General features: G+C 66.2%; 18 protein-coding genes. 8 read left to right on the top strand and 10 right to left on the bottom strand.

Translation table 11 applies throughout. The features are described 5' to 3' along the window. Window positions 1-88: 88 nt before the first annotated feature. From XcodCFBP4690_RS07325 to XcodCFBP4690_RS07285, 9 genes are all read right to left on the bottom strand, one after another. Window positions 89-1,090 carry a magnesium and cobalt transport protein CorA gene (locus XcodCFBP4690_RS07325; protein WP_104540324.1) on the bottom strand — a complete coding sequence of 334 codons (1,002 nt, stop codon included), beginning with the start codon at window positions 1,088-1,090 and terminating at the stop codon, window positions 89-91. 14 nt (window positions 1,091-1,104) lie between these two features. Beyond that, a complete protein-coding gene (locus XcodCFBP4690_RS07320; RefSeq protein WP_104540323.1) occupies window positions 1,105-2,388 on the bottom strand; it encodes a lipoprotein N-acyltransferase Lnb domain-containing protein in 1,284 nt (427 codons plus the stop codon). Beyond that, on the bottom strand, window positions 2,385-3,263 hold the full coding sequence (locus tag XcodCFBP4690_RS07315) for a CorC family transporter (protein WP_104540322.1): 879 nt from the start codon (window positions 3,261-3,263) through the stop codon (window positions 2,385-2,387). The genes XcodCFBP4690_RS07320 and XcodCFBP4690_RS07315 overlap by 4 nt, the downstream gene beginning before the upstream one ends. A 93-nt stretch (window positions 3,264-3,356) precedes the next feature. Next, window positions 3,357-3,875, bottom strand: a complete 519-nt coding sequence (locus tag XcodCFBP4690_RS07310) for a hypothetical protein (protein WP_104540321.1) — start codon at window positions 3,873-3,875, stop codon at window positions 3,357-3,359. Beyond that, entirely contained in the window at window positions 3,875-4,360 is a 486-nt protein-coding gene (gene ybeY / locus XcodCFBP4690_RS07305; RefSeq protein ID WP_104540320.1) for an rRNA maturation RNase YbeY, read from the bottom strand. Before ybeY ends, XcodCFBP4690_RS07310 begins: the two co-directional genes overlap by 1 nt. Before the next feature lie 54 nt (window positions 4,361-4,414). Continuing rightward, entirely contained in the window at window positions 4,415-5,077 is a 663-nt protein-coding gene (locus XcodCFBP4690_RS07300) for a hypothetical protein (RefSeq protein ID WP_104540366.1), read from the bottom strand. Between the two features lie 396 nt (window positions 5,078-5,473). After that, window positions 5,474-6,460, bottom strand: coding sequence for a PhoH family protein (locus XcodCFBP4690_RS07295; protein WP_104540319.1), 987 nt, complete (start codon window positions 6,458-6,460; stop codon window positions 5,474-5,476). Window positions 6,461-7,127: 667 nt separating this feature from the next. After that, window positions 7,128-8,582, bottom strand: a complete 1,455-nt coding sequence (gene miaB, locus XcodCFBP4690_RS07290) for a tRNA (N6-isopentenyl adenosine(37)-C2)-methylthiotransferase MiaB (protein ID WP_104540318.1) — start codon at window positions 8,580-8,582, stop codon at window positions 7,128-7,130. Window positions 8,583-8,622: 40 nt separating this feature from the next. Further along, entirely contained in the window at window positions 8,623-9,207 is a 585-nt protein-coding gene (locus XcodCFBP4690_RS07285) for a glutathione S-transferase family protein (protein WP_410049624.1), read from the bottom strand. 166 nt (window positions 9,208-9,373) lie between these two features. Between XcodCFBP4690_RS07285 and XcodCFBP4690_RS07280 the strand changes: the two genes are divergently transcribed. From XcodCFBP4690_RS07280 to XcodCFBP4690_RS07245, 8 genes are all read left to right on the top strand, one after another. Then, window positions 9,374-10,339, top strand: coding sequence for a helix-turn-helix transcriptional regulator (locus XcodCFBP4690_RS07280; RefSeq protein WP_104540316.1), 966 nt, complete (start codon window positions 9,374-9,376; stop codon window positions 10,337-10,339). 49 nt (window positions 10,340-10,388) lie between these two features. After that, window positions 10,389-11,372: a lytic transglycosylase domain-containing protein gene (locus tag XcodCFBP4690_RS07275; RefSeq protein ID WP_104540315.1), complete on the top strand. Its 984-nt coding sequence runs from the start codon at window positions 10,389-10,391 to the stop codon at window positions 11,370-11,372. Window positions 11,373-11,738: 366 nt separating this feature from the next. Continuing rightward, window positions 11,739-12,383: a ubiquinol-cytochrome c reductase iron-sulfur subunit gene (gene petA / locus XcodCFBP4690_RS07270; protein WP_104540314.1), complete on the top strand. Its 645-nt coding sequence runs from the start codon at window positions 11,739-11,741 to the stop codon at window positions 12,381-12,383. Further along, window positions 12,383-13,642, top strand: coding sequence for a cytochrome b (locus XcodCFBP4690_RS07265; RefSeq protein ID WP_104540313.1), 1,260 nt, complete (start codon window positions 12,383-12,385; stop codon window positions 13,640-13,642). Before petA ends, XcodCFBP4690_RS07265 begins: the two co-directional genes overlap by 1 nt. Next, window positions 13,635-14,393, top strand: coding sequence for a cytochrome c1 (locus XcodCFBP4690_RS07260; protein WP_167394507.1), 759 nt, complete (start codon window positions 13,635-13,637; stop codon window positions 14,391-14,393). Before XcodCFBP4690_RS07265 ends, XcodCFBP4690_RS07260 begins: the two co-directional genes overlap by 8 nt. Before the next feature lie 428 nt (window positions 14,394-14,821). Continuing rightward, window positions 14,822-15,457, top strand: a complete 636-nt coding sequence (locus XcodCFBP4690_RS07255) for a glutathione S-transferase N-terminal domain-containing protein (protein ID WP_039407816.1) — start codon at window positions 14,822-14,824, stop codon at window positions 15,455-15,457. 78 nt (window positions 15,458-15,535) lie between these two features. Further along, window positions 15,536-15,976 (top strand): ClpXP protease specificity-enhancing factor, encoded by a 441-nt coding sequence (locus XcodCFBP4690_RS07250; RefSeq protein ID WP_104540311.1) that lies wholly within the window; start codon window positions 15,536-15,538, stop codon window positions 15,974-15,976. Between the two features lie 31 nt (window positions 15,977-16,007). Next, window positions 16,008-16,328: a hypothetical protein gene (locus XcodCFBP4690_RS07245; protein ID WP_104540365.1), complete on the top strand. Its 321-nt coding sequence runs from the start codon at window positions 16,008-16,010 to the stop codon at window positions 16,326-16,328. Window positions 16,329-16,545: 217 nt separating this feature from the next. Here XcodCFBP4690_RS07245 and XcodCFBP4690_RS07240 read toward each other — a convergent pair whose 3' ends face one another. Then, a complete protein-coding gene (locus XcodCFBP4690_RS07240) occupies window positions 16,546-16,911 on the bottom strand; it encodes a DUF3301 domain-containing protein (protein ID WP_104540310.1) in 366 nt (121 codons plus the stop codon). Window positions 16,912-17,106 lie beyond the last annotated feature (195 nt).

Here is a 17,106-nt window from a genome sequence, read left to right as displayed (position 1 = left end):
TCGTCGCTCACGCTGCATCAGCAAGCAGCAGACCCGCTCTAGCGAATCCCCAATCCCGACTCCCCAATCCCAAGCCGCTACGCGGCCCTCAAAGCCACCGCGCCCGCTTGAACAGGCGATACAGCACCAGGCAGGAGGCGACGATGCCGCCGACCAGCAGGGGGTAGGCGTAGGGCTTGTCGAGTTCGGGCATGTGGGTGAAGTTCATGCCGTACCAGCTGGTGATCAGGGTGGGCGCGGCCAGCAGGGCGGCCCAGGCGCCCAGGCGCTTGACCGTCTCGCCCTGTGCCATCGTCACCATCGACAGGTTGACGCTGAGCGCGGTGCCCAGCATTTCGCGCAAGGTGTCGATGGCGTCGTTGATGCGCACCGCATGATCGAGCACGTCACGCAGGTAGATGCCGACTTCGTCATGGATCAGCGAACCGGGGTTGCGCTTGAGATGCGAGAGCACGTCCTGCAACGGCGCTACCACCAGCCGCATCTTGTTGAGTTCGCGCTTGAGCTCGTACAGGCGCACCACGGTTTCGCGCTTGTAGTCGTCGGCGAAGATGTCCTTTTCCAGGCGCTCCAGCGTGTCGCGGAATTCGTCCATGATCGGCAGGTAGTTGTCGACCACGAAATCCAGCACGCCATACAGGCAGAACGAGGCGCCCATGCGCAGCATGGCCGGTTCGCGTTCGACCCGATGCCGCACTGGCGCGTACGACAGCGAGGCGCCGTGGCGCACGGTCAACAAAAATCGCTGGCCCAGGAACGCATGCGTTTCGCCATAGCGGATACGCTCGTTGACCAACTGCGCGGTATTGACCACCACGAACAGCGAGTTGCCATAACTCTCGGCCTTGGGGCGCTGGTGCGCCTTGAGTGCGTCTTCGATCGCCAGGTCGTGCAGGCCGAACTCGTCGCGCAGCTTGTGCAGCACCGATTCCTGCGGTTCGTACAGCCCCACCCAGACGAAACCGTCGGGAAGCTGCAACACATCGCTGATCTGCTCCAGGCTGATGTCGTGGCGTTTGCCGTCGCCATCGTAATAGGCACAGGTGATGACGCAGGAGGGATTGTCTGGATGGCGGCCGTGGGTGGTCATGGGCGCATCTTCAGTCAGCGTCGAGAGGGCAGTGCGTCGCGCGGCCGCAGGGCGATCGCGAGCGCGGCGTGGATCGGCAACAGCAGCATCACCCATTGCAGGTTGTCCTGGGCCTGGAACGAGAGCCAGTGGATCACCAGTGCCAGCAGCGCCCCGGCTGCCACCAGCCAGGACAATACGTTGAACCAGCGGCCCGGCTGATGGCCGAACTGCAGCCGGATGCCACCGAACCACAGCAATACGCACAGCGGATTGACCAGCAGCAGATTGCGATTGGCCCAGGCCGATTGGTGCGCGGTGAAGCCCCATAAATACACCAGCAGGCCGCCGCCGATGGCGCACAGCAGCCAGAACGGCAGCGCCAGCCCGGCCAGCAGGCGTTGCCGGCGACGCAGCACCAGTACGCCGGCGGCCACCAGCACGCCGGCCAGCAACCACGGCCACCAATGCCGCTGCTGTTCGGCAGGCTCGGGCGCGATGCGGTGCGGCAGCAGCACCTGGGTGGATTGCACCAACGGCCGGCCGGCGCTGTTGTGCACCTGGGTCAGGCTGTCGGCCAGCCGCATCGGCACGAAGGCTTCTTCCCAGCGCGACAGCGGGCGGTCGGCGTATGGACCCAGGCCCAGGTCGAAGCCCAGCCACATCCACGGGGCGGGGGAGGCCAGGCGCACCGCTTCGCTGCGGTAGGTATTGCCGCGCGAGCGGCCGGCCAGTTGCGATTTCAGCGTGCCGCCCATGGCGCGATCGAGCGCATCGCGCACCATGGTGGCGCAGTTGGCTTCGAAATAATCGTAGTGATAGCGCGCGTTTTCCGGCCGGCTGCGCACTGCCAGCCCATCGGCAAGCGCGCGCGCCTGCTCGGGTGGCAGATCCAGCCACTGCACGCTGACGCCACGGCCGACATTGCGGTACTGCGACAGGTCTTCTTCCAGCGGCAGCGCCACCAGGTAATACATCATCTCGCCACGCGCGAAGCGCGGCACGAAGTCCGGCTCGCTCGGGTCGAAGAAGCCGAAGTTGTAGGAGGTGGCCTGCCCGCTGAGCGCATCGACCACCACGATGGCGTCATGCCCGAAGCGCTCGAAGAACACTTCGCCGGGCTGCATGGTCACCACGCCGACGCGCGGTGCCGGTGCGCCGGCCGGAGCGAAGCCCGGATTCGCGTCGCCCTGGATAGCCTGGGCCAGCGCGAGTGGCGCTGCCAGCAGCGTCAATACGAACAGCGCCCAACAGGCGAACCACCGCCGGGCGCCAGCGCGCTGCGGCGCCGTGCAGGCACTGCGGACGGGCTGGTTCAAGCGTCGTCCTGCGGGTCGGGCGGCAGGATGGTGACGTGGAACGCATGCACGCGCCGCGCGTCGGCCTTGGCCACGCGGAACGCGAAGCGCCCCAATGTCAGCTCTTCGCCGGTTTCCGGCAGATGCCCGATCGCATCGGTGACCAGGCCACCGACGGTGTCGTACTCGTCGTCGGGGAACTCGGCGCCGAAGCGCTCGTTGAAGTCCTCGATCGGCGTCAGCGCATCGACCACGTAGCGGCCATCGGCCTGGATGGCGATCAGCGAATTCTCTTCCTCGGCGTCGTCGTGCTCGTCGTCGATTTCGCCGACGATCTGCTCCAGCACGTCCTCGATGGTGACCAGGCCGGCCACGCCGCCGTATTCGTCCACCACGATCGCCATGTGGTTGCGCGACAGGCGGAATTCCTTGAGCAGCACGTTGAGCTTCTTGGACTCGGGGATCAGCACCGCCGGGCGCAGCAGTTCGCGCACGTTGCCGGGCCCGTTGTCGGCGACCACGCCGCGCAACAGGTCCTTGGCCAGCAGGATGCCGAGCACTTCGTCCTTGTTCTCGCCGTGCACCGGGAAGCGCGAATGGCCGGATTCGACCACCTGCTTCATCAAGTCGATGAAGCGCGCTTCCACCGGCAGCGAGACCATCTGCGAGCGCGAAATCATCACATCGCCCACGGTGAGCTCGGCGACGGAGATCGCGCCTTCCATCATGCGCAAGGTGTCTGCGGCGATGAGACCGTCCTGTTCGGCGGTCCGCAGCAAGGCGACCAGTTCGTCGCGGGTGTGGGGTTCGCCGGAGAAGGCCGCGCTCAGGCGTTCGAGCCAGCTGCGGCGTTTTTCGGGGGGGTCTGAGCTGTAGCTACTGTCGTCTTCGGACATCGTGACGGGGAACGGCACCCGGCAAACCAGGCGTGAGGCGGCAGTCTAGCAGGAAGCCGGCAACGCGCTGTGGATGCGGTGCCGGCGCCGGCCTCAGGGCAGGTCCAGGCTGTAGCCGCAGCCCACCACGGTCTTGCCGGGATGCGATTTGACGTTGGTCACGCTGAGCACCACCGATTCGATCATCGCCTCGCCGGTCTTGGGGTTGGTGGTGTCTTCGCTGACCAGCTCGCGGCCGTACATGACCTTGTCGGCGTTATCCACGCCCAGTTCCAGGTCCAGTTGCTTGGCCAGCGGGCGCGGATCGGGCAGGTCCAGGATCGCCATGATGCTGGCGCCGGAAAAGGCGATGTGGTTGGTGCTGTGGCCGAACACGCTGATTGGCGTGTTGAGGGTGTATTCGGTCATGAACAGGTTGGACTGGTCCAGCGGTGTCCAGCCCAGCGCCACCGCCTTGAGCGGGTCGGCCAGTACCGGCGCCAATGCGTTGAAGTCGCCGATGCGCTGGCGGCATTCGATCAGCGCCGGCAGGTCGGGCCGCAGCGGCGCGCCTTGCGCCAGTGCCGCTGCCGGACTCAGCAGCAGGCAGCTCATTGCGATCAGCGCGCGCATCAGCGCTCCCCCGCGTAGGGGTCTTCGATGCCCAGGTCGGCCAGGATCTCGCGTTCCAGCTGCTCCATCGCATCGGCCTCCTTGTCGTCTTCGTGGTCCCAGCCCAGCAGATGCAGGGTGCCGTGCACGGTCAGGTGCGCATAGTGCGCGGCCAGCGACTTGCCCTGTTCTGCGGCCTCGCGCGCCACCACCGGCGCGCAGATCACCAGGTCGCCCAGCAGCGGCATCTTGATGCCCTTGGGCAGGCCCTCCGGCAGCTCGGCTGGGAAGCTCAGCACATTGGTGGCGTAGTCCTTGCCGCGGTAGTGGTGGTTGAGCGAGCGGCCTTCCTTCTCGTCGACCACGCGCACCGCCAGATCGGCCTCGCGGATGCGTCCCTTCAGGGCAGCAGCCACCCACTTGCGAAAACTCACCGCCGACGGCAGGCCTGCGCGTGGCAACGCATAACTGACGGCGACGTCGAGGCGGACCGGACCTTTGGTCATGGCGATACCAGCATTGAGCTCAGACAGGAGCCACAGTATCGCGCGTGTGTTGCCTCACTGCGACTTCCACTCGCTGGGGTCATAGGCGATTTCGATCACCTCGGCTGTCTTGACCAGTTCTTCGATGCCGGCCTGCTTGGTCGAGCCGTGGCAATTGAAGCCCAGATGCGTCTTGATTTGGCGCGCCATCTCCACGGCGCTTTGATCGGGTGTGGCCTTGGTATCGAGATGGACGGTCAGGTCCGCGCACCCGCCAATATTGCTGACCTGGATGGCCGGTGCGAGCGCGCGCGCAGCCTGGTCGGCAAGTGCGTCGAACGTGGTCTGCGCAATTGCTTGCTGCGCTGCCGATACCCGCACCTTGATGTAGTACAGCTGCTTGTAGAACAGGTAGCCGTTGGACAGCAGCGGCATGCCGGATGAGGACAGGTCCATGCTGAGCCGCAACTTTTCCCCAACGATGCGTTCGGCGTCCGCAACGGCCGCGATCACCTTGGCATCCACTGCATTGGCCGGAGTGTTTTTCGGAGCATCGTCGCTGGTCAATACGAACCTGCCCTGGTCCAGCTCGTCCAGCCGCGAATAGGTGCCTTGTGTGCGCGCCGCGTCGAGATCCTTGCGAAAGGCGAGCATGCCGTGTTCGATCGCCTCGGCTTGAGCGCGTTGCCCGGCCGGATAAACGAACACGTCGATATTCAATTCCGGATGCCCAGCCATCGCGTAATGGAATCCGGCCCCGGAGACCTTGGCTGCCGGGTTGTAGGAGCTGCGGGCGAGCGTAAATGGACCAACGTTCCTCGGCGCGGCCAGGTAACTGGTCTCGATGTAAGCGCGCGAGGATGCCGCGGCTTCGTCCGGCGTGGCCGATAACGCAACCGGGGCAACACCCAGCATGCAGGCCAAGATCAACGCGCGACAACCGGCCATGAGCACCTCCTGTGCAGAACGAGGTTGCGAGTGTAGCGCCCTGGCGCTGCGGGTTGTGCGTCTGGCCCAGCGCAGCAGGCCGGCCGGCGCGAAGGGCTGCGCGATGACCGCGCGCGACCGGCTTGCCCGGCATTGCACCGAGGCGTGCCGCGCCAGGCATCCCCGGTCACCTCCCGCCAGTCGGCATCACGCCGCAGGGTCGGCAGGCTTTTCGGCCAGATCGCGCTTCTCATAGGCGGTGACGATGCGTTGCACCAGCGGGTGGCGCACCACGTCGTGCGCTTCGAAGAAGGTGAAGCTGGCGCCTTCGACCTCGCGCAGCACTTCGATCGCATCGCGCAGGCCGGATTTGACGTGCTTGGGCAGGTCGATCTGGGTCAGGTCGCCGGTGACCACCGCGGTGGAGCCGAAACCCAGGCGGGTCAGGAACATCTTCATCTGTTCGATGGTGGTGTTCTGCGCCTCGTCCAGGATCACGTAGGCGTCGTTGAGCGTGCGGCCGCGCATATAGGCCAGCGGCGCGATCTCGATGACGTTCTTCTCCAGCAGCTTGACCACCTTTTCCACGCCCAGCATTTCGTACAGCGCGTCGTAGAGCGGGCGCAGGTAGGGGTCCACCTTCTGGCTGAGGTCGCCGGGCAGGAAGCCGAGCTTCTCGCCGGCTTCCACGGCCGGGCGCACCAGGATCAGGCGCTGCACGCGCGATTCGTTCAGCGCTTCCACCGCGCTGGCCACCGCCAGGAAGGTCTTGCCGGTGCCGGCCGGGCCGATGCCGAAGTTGATGTCGTGGGTGGCGATCGCGTGCAGGTATTTGGCCTGGTTGGCGCCGCGGCCACGCACGGTGCCGCGCTTGACCTTGATCGCCACGTCCTGCGGCTGGTACGCGCGCTCCACCACATGCTCGACATTGGCATCGTTCAAGCGCAGGTGGATGGCGTGGTTGTCGAAGGTGACCGAGTCCGCCTCGTCGTACAGCGCGGTCAGCAACTCCTGGGCGGCGGCGATCGCCGGCTCCGGGCCAGTGACGCGGAAGATGTTGCCGCGGTTGGCGATCTCCACGCCGAGCTTGAGTTCGATCTGGCGCAGGTGCGCGTCGAACGGGCCAGCCAGGTTGGCCAGGCGCTCGGTGTCTTCGGGTTGCAGGGTGAAATCGCGATAGGCGGGTGCGTTCATGGTCGGATCGGGCAGCGCGCGTGCGGCGTCGGTAGGGGCGGCAGGCGAGGGTAGCGCGCAGGATGTGATCCCACCAACAACCCGGCGGCGTGGTGCACTGGCGGCAAGCAGCCGTCCTGCCGTGCGGCCGGGTTTTCCACAATTGCTGTGGAGTCACGCCTCACTAACCTGTGGATAGAAGTTGCCAGCCTTACTGGCGCAAGGTTTCGCAGCGAGGTGGCGAAAAAATCACCAGTACGGAACGGGTTGTCCACACCCGATGTGGATCGAATCCGGCAAAGCCTGTGGGTAAGTGCCGCCACGCCTTCTGTCACAAGGTGCGGCGGTTTGCTGGTGAAATTTTCACCAGTACGAAATCGCTGCAGGCGTCGGTGGCGCGTGCCGGCCGTGCAGGACGCCGCTGCAAACGCCTGAAGGCGCATCAGGACCAGGGGAAGACCCGGCAGCGATGCATACGCGCCGTGCGCGGAACGGCCCACGCACTTGCAGTGGCGCGAGCGCAAGCCAGCGGATGCGTGGCAAGCGTGTGCCATTGCTATCACATCGGCGGTGTGTTCCGGGCAGGCAGGCGCATGCCCGCCGTCATGCGACCATCCGCTGCAAGCGATCGATGCCGCCTGCAGCCGATGCCGCGTTACGACATCGACCCGATACCGTCAGTGCCGTATCAGCTTGCGTGATCGCCCAGCTGGATGCGTCCGCGCAGCGAATTGCTCATCGCCTCGGTGATCAGCACATCGACGAACTGGCCGATCAGGCGGGCATTGCCGGGAAAGTTCACCGGCCGCATGTTCTCGCTCTTGCCGGTCAGCTCGTTCGGATCGCGCCGCGACGGGCCTTCCACCAGCACGCGCTGCACGCTGCCGACCATGGATTGCGAAATGCTCGCCGCATGCGCATTGATCTGCGCCTGCAAGCGCGCCAGGCGCGCCTGCTTGACCGCCTCCGGGGTGTCGTCGTGCAGGTCCGAGGCCGGCGTGCCGGGGCGTCGCGAATACACGAACGAAAAACTCTGGTCGAAGCCCACGTCCTCGATCAGCTTCATGGTCTTTTCGAAGTCGGCCTCGGTCTCGCCGGGGAAGCCGACGATGAAGTCCGAACTGATCGAGATATCCGGGCGCACCGCACGCAGCTTGCGGATCTTGGACTTGAATTCCAGCGCGGTGTAGCCACGCTTCATCGCCGACAGGATGCGGTCGCTGCCAGCCTGCACCGGCAGGTGCAGGTAGTTGGCCAGCTGCGGCACGTCGCGGTAGGCGTCCACCAGCGAATCGGAAAATTCCAGCGGATGCGAGGTGGTGAAACGGATGCGGCCGATGCCCTCGATCTGCGCGATGGTGCGGATCAGCAGACCCAGATCGGCGTACTGCACCGCCTCGCCTGCATCGGCGCCGTACGCGCCGCGGTACGCATTGACGTTCTGGCCCAGCAGGTTGATCTCGCGCACGCCTTGCGCCGCGAGCTGCGCCACTTCCACCAGTACGTCCTCGAACGGGCGGCTGACTTCTTCGCCACGGGTGTAGGGCACCACGCAGAACGAGCAGTACTTGGAGCAGCCTTCCATGATCGACACGAACGCCGACGGGCCTTCGGCACGCGGCTCGGGCAGGCGGTCGAACTTCTCGATCTCCGGGAAGCTGATGTCTACCTGCGACTTGCCCGATTCGCGCCGGGCGCGGATCAGTTCGGGCAGCCGGTGCAGGGTCTGCGGGCCGAACACCAGGTCCACATAGGGCGCGCGCTTGACGATCGCTTCGCCTTCCTGCGAGGCCACGCAACCCCCCACGCCGATGATCACCGGCTTGCCGCCGGCCTTCAGCGCCTTCCAGCGCCCCAGCTGGCTGAACACCTTCTCCTGCGCCTTTTCGCGGATGGAGCAGGTATTGACCAGCACCACGTCGGCGTCTTCGGGATTGTCGGTCAGCTCCAGGCCCTCGGAGGCCGCGAGCACGTCGGCCATCTTGGCCGAGTCGTACTCGTTCATCTGGCAACCGTGGGTCTTGATGTACAGCTTGCCGCGCACCACGGCAGGCGCTGCCGGGCGGGCGACCGGCAGTGGCAGCAGGGCGGGCGTGTCCACGGCGGCGGCCGTGGACAGGTCGGAAACGGATGTCCCGGGCATGGCGCTTATTCCAGGCGGGTGGTGAACGAAGCCGCGCAGTTTACCCGCTTGTGCCGGCAGCGTCCGCACCGGCCGGGGCGTCGACCGCCTCGGCACGCGCCACCGCCGGGCGCGCGGCCATCCGGGCGATGTAGGCGCGGGTGGGCGCCGGCGGGTCGACCAGGCCGAATTCCGTCATCCAGGCCAGGGCGCCGCCCCAGAGCACGTCGGCCGCACTGCAGCGTGCTCCCAGCAGGTAGTCGCCCTGCGCAAGCTGCGTATGGACCACGGCCAGCACGGTGTCGGCGTCGGCATAGGGCGAGAGCGAGCGCGGTGGCGCCTGGCGCTTGAGCGCAAGGTCGATGATCGCCGGTTCGAAGGCCGAGCCGTAGAACGCCAGCCAGCGCAGGTACGCACCGCGGTCGGCATCGCCCGGCGCCGGCGACAGGCCGGCTTCCGGATACAGCTCGGCCAGGTACTGATAGATGGCTCCCTGCTCGGTGACCACGCAGCTGCCATGGACGATGGTGGGGATCTTGCCCATCGGATTGATCGCCAGGAACTCCGGTGTGCGCTGCTGCTCCTGTTCCAGGTCGATGCGCTGCAGGCTGTAGCTGGCGCCCAGTTCTTCCAGCAGCACCAGCACGCCGCGCGAACGTGAGCGGGGATTGTGGAACAGGGTGATGTGACGACGGTCGTCCGACATTGCGATCTCCTTGGGCTGCGGGTCTGGGGTGGTCGATCAGTGGTGGCTGATAGGAGGATGCTACAGAGCGCTTGCGGACAGTTTCTGTCCGCAATACCGTCTCGTCATGGCCTCGACCGCTGCCCGCCTGTTGCAACTGCTGTCCCTGCTGCAAGGCGGGCGGAGCTGGCCGGGCGCTGCCCTGGCCGAGCGCCTGGGCGTGCATCCGCGCAGCCTGCGCCGCGACATCGATCGCCTGCGCGCACTGGGCTACCCGGTGCATGCGGCGCCGGGCAGCGGGGGTGGCTACCGGCTGGGGCAGGGTGCGGCCGCCCTGCCGCTGCTGTTCGATGAAGAAGAGGCGCTGACCGTGGCGATTGCCCTGCGCGCGGCGGCCCCGGCCATCCGTGGCATGGACGCAGCCGCCACCCGCGTGCTGGCCAAGCTCGACCCGCTGCTGCCGCGGCGCAGCGGCCAGCGGGCCAGTGCCGCGCACGCGGCCATGGCCAGCATGCCGCTGGCCGAGGCCGGTACCCTGGTGGACGCAGCGGTGCTGGCGCAACTGGCCGGTGCCTGCCGCGACCGCACCACGCTGCGGCTGCACTATCGGCGCCACTGCGGCGAGGCCATCGTCCGCTGCGTGGAGCCGGCGCTGCTGGTCAACTACGGGCGGCGCTGGTACCTACTGGCCTGGGACTGCGAACGCCAGGACTGGCGGACGCTGCGCGCGGACCGCATCGATCAGGCCCTGCCGACCGGGGCGCAGTTCGCCACGCGCGCGCTGCCGGACGCGCCACTGCAGCTGCTGCGCAAGGCCATCGGCGAGGCGCCGTTCCCCTGCCGGGTACGGGTTCGCCTGCCCGGGTCGCTGGACACGCTGGCCGCGCAGATCCCGCCGTGGCTGGGTGCACTGGAAGCCGACGGGGCGGGGCACTGCTGGCTTGGGCTGGGCGCCCCGAGCATGCCGACGCTGGCGGCCAACCTGCTGACGCTGGAGATTCCCTTCGAGGCGGTCGAGCCGCCCGAGATGCGCACGCCACTGCTGGCGGCCCTGGACAGCTTGCGGGCGCGACTGGATCGGCCGTCGGCCTGAGTGGCGCGGCCTCTTGGCAAGCCCCGGGCAAGCTGGGACACTCCGCCGCATGAAGGGGATGTCAAGAGCGCTGGGGCTGTTGCTTGTCACGTTGTCGGCTGCGCCGGCCAGCGCCGGCACGCTGTACAAGTGCGTCGGCGGCGACGGCATCACCAGCTATCTCAGCAAGCGCCAGAGCGGTGCCACCTGCAGCGTCATCAGCAGCTACACGCCCGATCGGTCGGCCCGGCGAGCGCACGCTACGCCGGTGGGTCCGGCGCCTGCGCTGTCGGCGGCGGCGGCCCGTCCGGTCGCCAATATCGACAATGGCGCGCCTGCCACCATCATCAGCCAGCCGCGGCGCACGGCCGAGACCGCTGCGCCGTCGGTGCAGCGCGCCTTGCCGGCTACCGAGAGCGCCAATTCCATCGTGCCCACCGCCACGCCGGCGGCGGCGGTCAACCCGCGCCGGGTGGTCAGCGGGCAGGTCTACTCATACATGAAGGACGGCGTGCGCCATTACACCAGCGCTCGCCCACGCCAGGTCGCCAGCATCGAGGGCTTGCGCACCATCCACTACAGTTTCATCGAGACCTGCTACGCCTGCGGTGCCAAGCCGGGCGTCAACTTCGGCGCGATCCGGCTCAACACCGCCGCCTACCAGCAGGAGATCGCTTCGGCGGCACGCGAGTTCGGCGTGGAAGAGGCGATCGTGCGCGCTATCATCCATGCCGAGTCCGCCTACAACCCGCTGGCGCTCAGCCGCGCCGGCGCGCAGGGGCTGATGCAGTTGATGCCGGGGACCGCGCGGCGCTTCGGGGTCAGCGATGCCTATGATGCATCGCAAAATATTCGCGGCGGCGTGCAATATCTGTCGTGGTTGCTGAAACGCTTCAATGGCGACCTGACCCTGGCCGCGGCAGGTTACAACGCCGGCGAAGGTGCGGTGGATCGCTACGGTGGCGTGCCGCCGTACAGCGAAACCCAGCGCTACGTGCAACGCGTCGGCCTGCTGGCCGGCCGCTATCGCGGACAGACCGCCACCGCCAACTGAGTCGCCTGCGGGGCTGTGTGCCCGTTACGCGTCGCATGACCGGCCGTGATCATCAATCCGATGCAGCGAGCGCCCCGGACGATCGCCGCTGTGGCATGCGCAGGCCGATCCAGCGCCGCGTCATGTCCGCTATCGCAACGCGCCGGCGCCGCGCACTGCGTCACAGCCATGCAGGTAGGCCTCAGGTCGCGCATGCACGACGAACAACGGCCTTGCACAGCGGCCATTGCATCGCATGGCTCCGACTGCGTACATTGCATTGTCTGTGCATTAAGCGTTCCGCTACACTGCGGTCGATTCATCGCGGCTGGACCCCCCGCCAGCCGTTGGCAGCCTCACGCTACCTAATCAAGATCGGAGAGCCGGATGGCCAACGATGGGGTTAACGCACCTGCCGATACCGGGCGTCGTCGGTTTCTGACCGCGACAACGGCCGTGGTCGGTGCGGTCGGAGCAGGATTTGTTGCAGTTCCGTTCGTGAAGTCGTGGAATCCCAGTGCACGGGCCAAACTGGCCGGCGCACCGGTGACCGCCGACATCAGCGCCTTGCAGGAAGGGCAGCGCCTGGTCCTGGAATGGCGCGGCCAGCCCATCTGGATCGTCAAGCGCTCCAAGGCGATGCTCGATGCATTGCCCACGCTGGACGATCGGCTCAAGGACCCCAAGTCCGAGAACAAGGATCAACAGCCCGAGTACGTGCTGAAGAACCCCGAGTACCGCTCGATCAAGTCCGACATCTCGGTGCTGGTCGGGCTGTGCACACATCTGGGTTGCTCGCCGGAAATGGTGGCCGAGATCCGGCCCGAGCCCTACGACCCGCAGTGGAAGGGCGGCTATTTCTGCCCCTGCCACAAGTCGCGCTTCGACATGTCCGGCCGCGTCTTCGACGGCGTGCCCGCACCGATCAACCTGCTGGTGCCCCCACACCATTATGTCGACGACAACACCCTGGTGATCGGCGTCGATCCGGACGCTGCCGGCAAGTCGGCCAACAGCACGGGGGCTGCGTGATGAGCAATATCCTGGTCCGTACCGCCAACGGTGTGTCCGAGTGGCTCAACGAGCGCGCGCCCGGGCTGATGCCCATGTACCGCAAGCATGTCAGCGAGTACTACGCGCCGAAGAACTTCAACATCTGGTACTACTTCGGCTCGCTGGCCATCGTGGTGCTGGTCAACCAGATCGTCACCGGCATCTTCCTGACGATGCACTACAAGACCAGCGCCGCCGATGCATTCGCCTCGATCGAGTACATCATGCGCGACGTGGAGTGGGGCTGGCTGATCCGCTACATGCACAGCACCGGCGCCTCGCTGTTCTTCATCGTGGTGTATCTGCACATGTTCCGCGGCCTGATGTACGGCAGCTACCAGAAGCCGCGCGAGCTGGTGTGGATCCTGGGCATGCTGATCTACCTGGTGCTGATGGCCGAAGCCTTCATGGGCTATGTGCTGCCGTGGGGGCAGATGTCGTTCTGGGGCGCGAAGGTCATCATCTCGCTGTTCGGCGCCATTCCGGTGATCGGCAACGGGCTGACCGAGTGGATCATGGGCGACTACCTGCCCGGCGATGCCACGCTGAACCGCTTCTTCGCCCTGCACGTGATCGCCTTGCCGCTGGTGCTGTTGCTGCTGATCGTGCTGCACATCGGCGCGCTGCACGAGGTGGGCTCCAACAACCCCGATGGCGTGGACATCAAGAAGGGGCCCAAGGGCAACCGCTGGGATGCATACAAGCCGGCTGACGGCATTCCGTTCCATCCGTACTACACGGTGAAGGATCTGGTGGGTGTCGGCTTCCTGCTGGTGATCGCGGCCTTCATCATCTTCTTCGCGCCGGCCTTCGGTGGCCTGTTCCTGGAGCATGACAACTTCACCGAGGCCAACCGCCTGGTGACGCCGGAGCACATCAAACCGGTGTGGTACTACACGCCGTACTACGCGATGTTGCGCGTGGTGCCGGACAAGCTCGGTGGCGTGCTGGTGATGTTCGCGGCCATCGCCATCCTGTTCCTGGTGCCGTGGCTGGATCGCGCCAAGGTGCGGTCGGTGCGGTATCGCGGCTGGATCTCGAAGACGGCGTTGGGTGTGCTGGTGGTGTGCTTCGTGTGGCTGGGGGTGATCGGTTCCGGCCCCGGCACCGACGCGCACGAGACCTATGTCGGGCGGGTGCTGACCTTCCTGTATTTCGCCTTCTTCATCACCATGCCGGTGTGGACACGGCTGGACAAGACCAAGCCGGTACCGGAGCGGGTGACCACCCATGACTAATCCCAACGTGACGTCATGGAAGTCGCGCGTGGCTGCGCTGCTGTGTGGCCTGACCCTGGCCGCCGGAGCGATTGCGGCCGGGGGCGGGAAGGTGCAGCCGGCGGGCAACGACCTGGGCGACCGCGCATCGCTGCAGCGCGGCGCGCAGTTGTTCATGAACTACTGCTCCGGCTGCCATTCGTTGAAATACCTGCGCTATTCGCGCATGGCCAGCGACCTGGGTCTGAGCGAAGCGGAGGTCATGACCAACCTCAACTTCACCGGCGCCAAGATCGGCGAGCACATCGAAGGCACCATGCCGCACGATGCGGCGACCAAGTGGTTCGGCAAGGCGCCGCCGGACCTGACCCTGATCGCACGTGTGCGCGGCACCGACTGGGTCTACACCTACCTCAAGTCGTTCTATCTGGATCAGACCCGCCCGCTGGGCTGGAACAACCAGCTGTTCCCGAACGCATCGATGCCCAACCCGCTGTGGGAGCTGCAAGGCCTGCAGCAGGCGCAGTTCGGCCCGGCCGACAAGGCGACTGGCGAAAAACCGGTGGAAGCGCTGAAGCTGGGGCAGCCCGGGCGCCAGACAGCGGTGGAGTTCGACCAGACCGTGCGCGATATCGCCAACTTCCTCGAGTATGCCGGCGAACCGGCTGCGTTGAAGCGGCAAAGCATGGGCGTGTGGGTGGTCCTGTTCCTGGCCTTCCTCACCTTCATTGCCTACCTGCTGAAGAAGGAATACTGGAAGGACGTGCACTGATCGGGCCGTCAGACCCTGGAGCCTCTCTCTCTGCGGGAGAGGGGTGGGGGGGCGGCACGCAAGGAGCACGGCACGTGCAAGCTAGCGCTCTCGGCGTGTGCGGTGGCCTGCCGCTCTACCGGCCTGGATCGCGTCGGGTGGCATCCCGCGTTGTGGATTCGAGACCGCTTGCAGTCATGCCGATACTCGCGGCCCGTCGCCGCGGACATCGAGCCCGTCTGCACAAAGGCTGCCGCGCGTCAACATGTCAGGCAATGCTTCCAGTGCTGACCGACCCGCGACATCCTCTGCTGCTCAAGTAGTAATCGGCCCTATCACTCTTGGCTTTTGCGTGACGTGATTGCACACTCGATAGACCGTGGTGATGGTCGGCGTTGGGCCGGCCGCGCCGATGCGGCCGGCGGATTCCGGTCGTCGGAGAGCCTTGAATGGCGACGAGTGTGCGTATGCGCAATACCTTGACCTTGTTTTCGTCCAACGATGACGTGTTGTGCCACCGGGTCCGTCTGGTCCTGGCGGCGAAAGGGGTGACCTACGACCTGGTGCCGGTCGACCCGCAGAATCCCCCCGAAGATCTGATCGATCTCAATCCCTATCACTCGGTGCCGACCCTGGTCGAGCGCGACCTGGTGCTGTACGCCGCATCGGTGGTCAGCGAATACCTGGACGAGCGCTACCCGCATCCGCCGTTGATGCCCGTCGACCCGCTGTCGCGTGCGCGGCTGCGTCTGGCGATGCTGCGCATCGAACACGATTGGGTGCCGCAGGTGCAGGCGATCCAGCTCGGCAACAAGACCCAGGCCGAAGCCGGCCGCAAGCGCCTGAAAGAACTGCTCACCGCATCGGTGCCACTGTTCAAGGCCAGCAAGTTCTTCCTCAACCCGGAAATGAGTCTGGCCGATTGCGCGATGGCGCCGATCATCTGGCGACTGGATGCGCTGGAGATCGGCCTGCCCAAGGATGGCAAGGCGATCGAGGATTATGGCAACCGGATCTTCCGCAATCCCGGTTTCATCCGCAGCCTCACCGAGCAGGAAAAGAAGCTGCGCGATCTGCCGGGCTGATGCGACGGCTGTATGCCAACAGACCGTGTTGCGACTGCGTGGCCGCCGCTGCGGGTCGTGTCCGGGTAAAATGACGTCATGAGCGAAGATTTCCCCCGCATGACCAGCCACCGCCCGTACCTGCTGCGGGCCTTGGTCGAATGGATCAACGACAACGGCATGACGCCGCACGTCCTGGTGGACGCAGGGCTGCCCGGTGTGCAGGTGCCAGCCAGCGCGGTCAAGGATGGACGTGTCGTCTTGAATATCGCCGAGCGCGCCGTGGTCGGGCTGCAGGTCGATAACGAAGGCGTGAGCTTTACGGCGCGCTTTGGCGGCGTGAGCCACCCGGTGATGGTGCCGATGGCCGCCGTGCTGGCGGTGTATGCGCGCGAGACCGGGCAGGGCATGGCGCTGCCGGACGACATCCCCGGCACCAGCAGCGAGCCGCCGGATCCCGACACGCCGCCGCCGAGTGCGCCGACTCCGGACGAGCCGCCCAGTGGCGGCAAGCGTCCGCATCTGCGCGTGGTCAAGTAGGCCGGCCGACATGCGCGACGGGAGCGTTCCGGTGCAGGTGGAGCGCTCCCGTCATGTCGATTGCAGCGAGCCTGATGCGTCCGGCGCGTACGACTATTACTACGAGTACGACCTCTATCGCTTCACCGATGGCGTGGCCTGCCTGATCGCGCGCAGCTACATCGATACGCCCGACGAAGCGCACCTGCTCAGCATCGATGTGGGCGGAAAGTCGCGGATGTTGAAAGCGGCCGATCTTGCGCAGCCGTTGTGCGTGTTCGCCCAGTTGCATCTGCACCGGGAAGGCAAGCGCGAGTTGCGCTGGTTGAGCGGCAGGGGCAATGGCTATGAGCCGGTCCCCCCCAGGGTTTGACGCCTGGCGAGTGAACAGCGTAGACGTGCAGCATCCGCCAGGCGCCGGATCTATCTCGCTGCGCCCATCGTTGCGATCGCCAGCAGCCAAGCCCGGCAAGCGGCCGGAATGCCTGGCGGATCTGTCCGGTCGATACCGGTGCTGCGCCTTGCAGTAACACTTTGGCGGCGTCGGGCGCACCTGCGCCCGCGCCGCATGCATTGCACCTTGCGCCGTGTCATTCCAGGCGCTGTTGCTCGGGGTGCAGCGTGCGCACGCTGGCCACCTGCGGGCCGGTGAAGGCGATCAGTCGATCGCCGCGCAGCACCAGCTTGCCGCTATGGCGATCCACGCCGTCGTAGGAATAGTCGAAGCGAAAGGTTCGCTCGAACCCGAGCCAGCCGGTAGGCATGCGGCAGAGGCGGATGCCGGTGGAATGCACGCTTTGGTCCAGCCATTGCACATCGGCGGCACGGCAGGCATTGCGGCCCAGCACCTCGGCACGCTCGGCGGCGGCGCGCGAGGAATTCCAGAACGCGACGATCGCCGCGCCGACGATCATGAAGACGATGAGACTGGGCATGCCGCCAATGTGCCATGGCATCGCCCACCCGACAATCGCAAGGCCGTGGATCTGCGCTGAGCGACGCAGCGATGTCGGGGGGGCGGCATCGGGCTCGCTCGCATGACCGGCACCCCTCGCGCCGCGGCGGAGGACGGCCTCGCCGTCGTGACGCTGCCTTCTCGAGGTTGCCTGGGAGCGAGGGAAGGGAGCGGACGCCCGTGAATCCGTTCACCA

This window comes from Xanthomonas codiaei (assembly GCF_002939785.1).
In the GTDB taxonomy this organism is placed as follows: Bacteria; Pseudomonadota; Gammaproteobacteria; order Xanthomonadales; family Xanthomonadaceae; genus Xanthomonas; species Xanthomonas codiaei.
Note: the sequence above shows the minus strand (reverse complement) of the source record. Positions and strands in the feature narration are given on the sequence as shown.

Bases quoted from the DNA above. Each gene is read 5' to 3' on its own strand.
- ybeY (WP_104540320.1), bottom strand. From the start codon at position 4,360: ATGACCAAAGGTCCGGTCCGCCTCGACGTCGCCGTCAGTTATGCGTTG.
- petA (WP_104540314.1), top strand. From the start codon at position 11,739: ATGGCCAACGATGGGGTTAACGCACCTGCCGATACCGGGCGTCGTCGG.
- XcodCFBP4690_RS07265 (WP_104540313.1), top strand. From the start codon at position 12,383: ATGAGCAATATCCTGGTCCGTACCGCCAACGGTGTGTCCGAGTGGCTC.
- XcodCFBP4690_RS07310 (WP_104540321.1), bottom strand. From the start codon at position 3,875: ATGCGCGCGCTGATCGCAATGAGCTGCCTGCTGCTGAGTCCGGCAGCG.
- XcodCFBP4690_RS07255 (WP_039407816.1), top strand. From the start codon at position 14,822: ATGGCGACGAGTGTGCGTATGCGCAATACCTTGACCTTGTTTTCGTCC.
- XcodCFBP4690_RS07250 (WP_104540311.1), top strand. From the start codon at position 15,536: ATGAGCGAAGATTTCCCCCGCATGACCAGCCACCGCCCGTACCTGCTG.
- XcodCFBP4690_RS07275 (WP_104540315.1), top strand. From the start codon at position 10,389: ATGAAGGGGATGTCAAGAGCGCTGGGGCTGTTGCTTGTCACGTTGTCG.
- XcodCFBP4690_RS07300 (WP_104540366.1), bottom strand. From the start codon at position 5,077: ATGGCTGGGCATCCGGAATTGAATATCGACGTGTTCGTTTATCCGGCC.
- XcodCFBP4690_RS07295 (WP_104540319.1), bottom strand. From the start codon at position 6,460: ATGAACGCACCCGCCTATCGCGATTTCACCCTGCAACCCGAAGACACC.
- XcodCFBP4690_RS07325 (WP_104540324.1), bottom strand. From the start codon at position 1,090: ATGACCACCCACGGCCGCCATCCAGACAATCCCTCCTGCGTCATCACC.
- XcodCFBP4690_RS07260 (WP_167394507.1), top strand. From the start codon at position 13,635: ATGACTAATCCCAACGTGACGTCATGGAAGTCGCGCGTGGCTGCGCTG.
- XcodCFBP4690_RS07280 (WP_104540316.1), top strand. From the start codon at position 9,374: ATGGCCTCGACCGCTGCCCGCCTGTTGCAACTGCTGTCCCTGCTGCAA.
- miaB (WP_104540318.1), bottom strand. From the start codon at position 8,582: ATGCCCGGGACATCCGTTTCCGACCTGTCCACGGCCGCCGCCGTGGAC.
- XcodCFBP4690_RS07240 (WP_104540310.1), bottom strand. From the start codon at position 16,911: ATGCCATGGCACATTGGCGGCATGCCCAGTCTCATCGTCTTCATGATC.
- XcodCFBP4690_RS07315 (WP_104540322.1), bottom strand. From the start codon at position 3,263: ATGTCCGAAGACGACAGTAGCTACAGCTCAGACCCCCCCGAAAAACGC.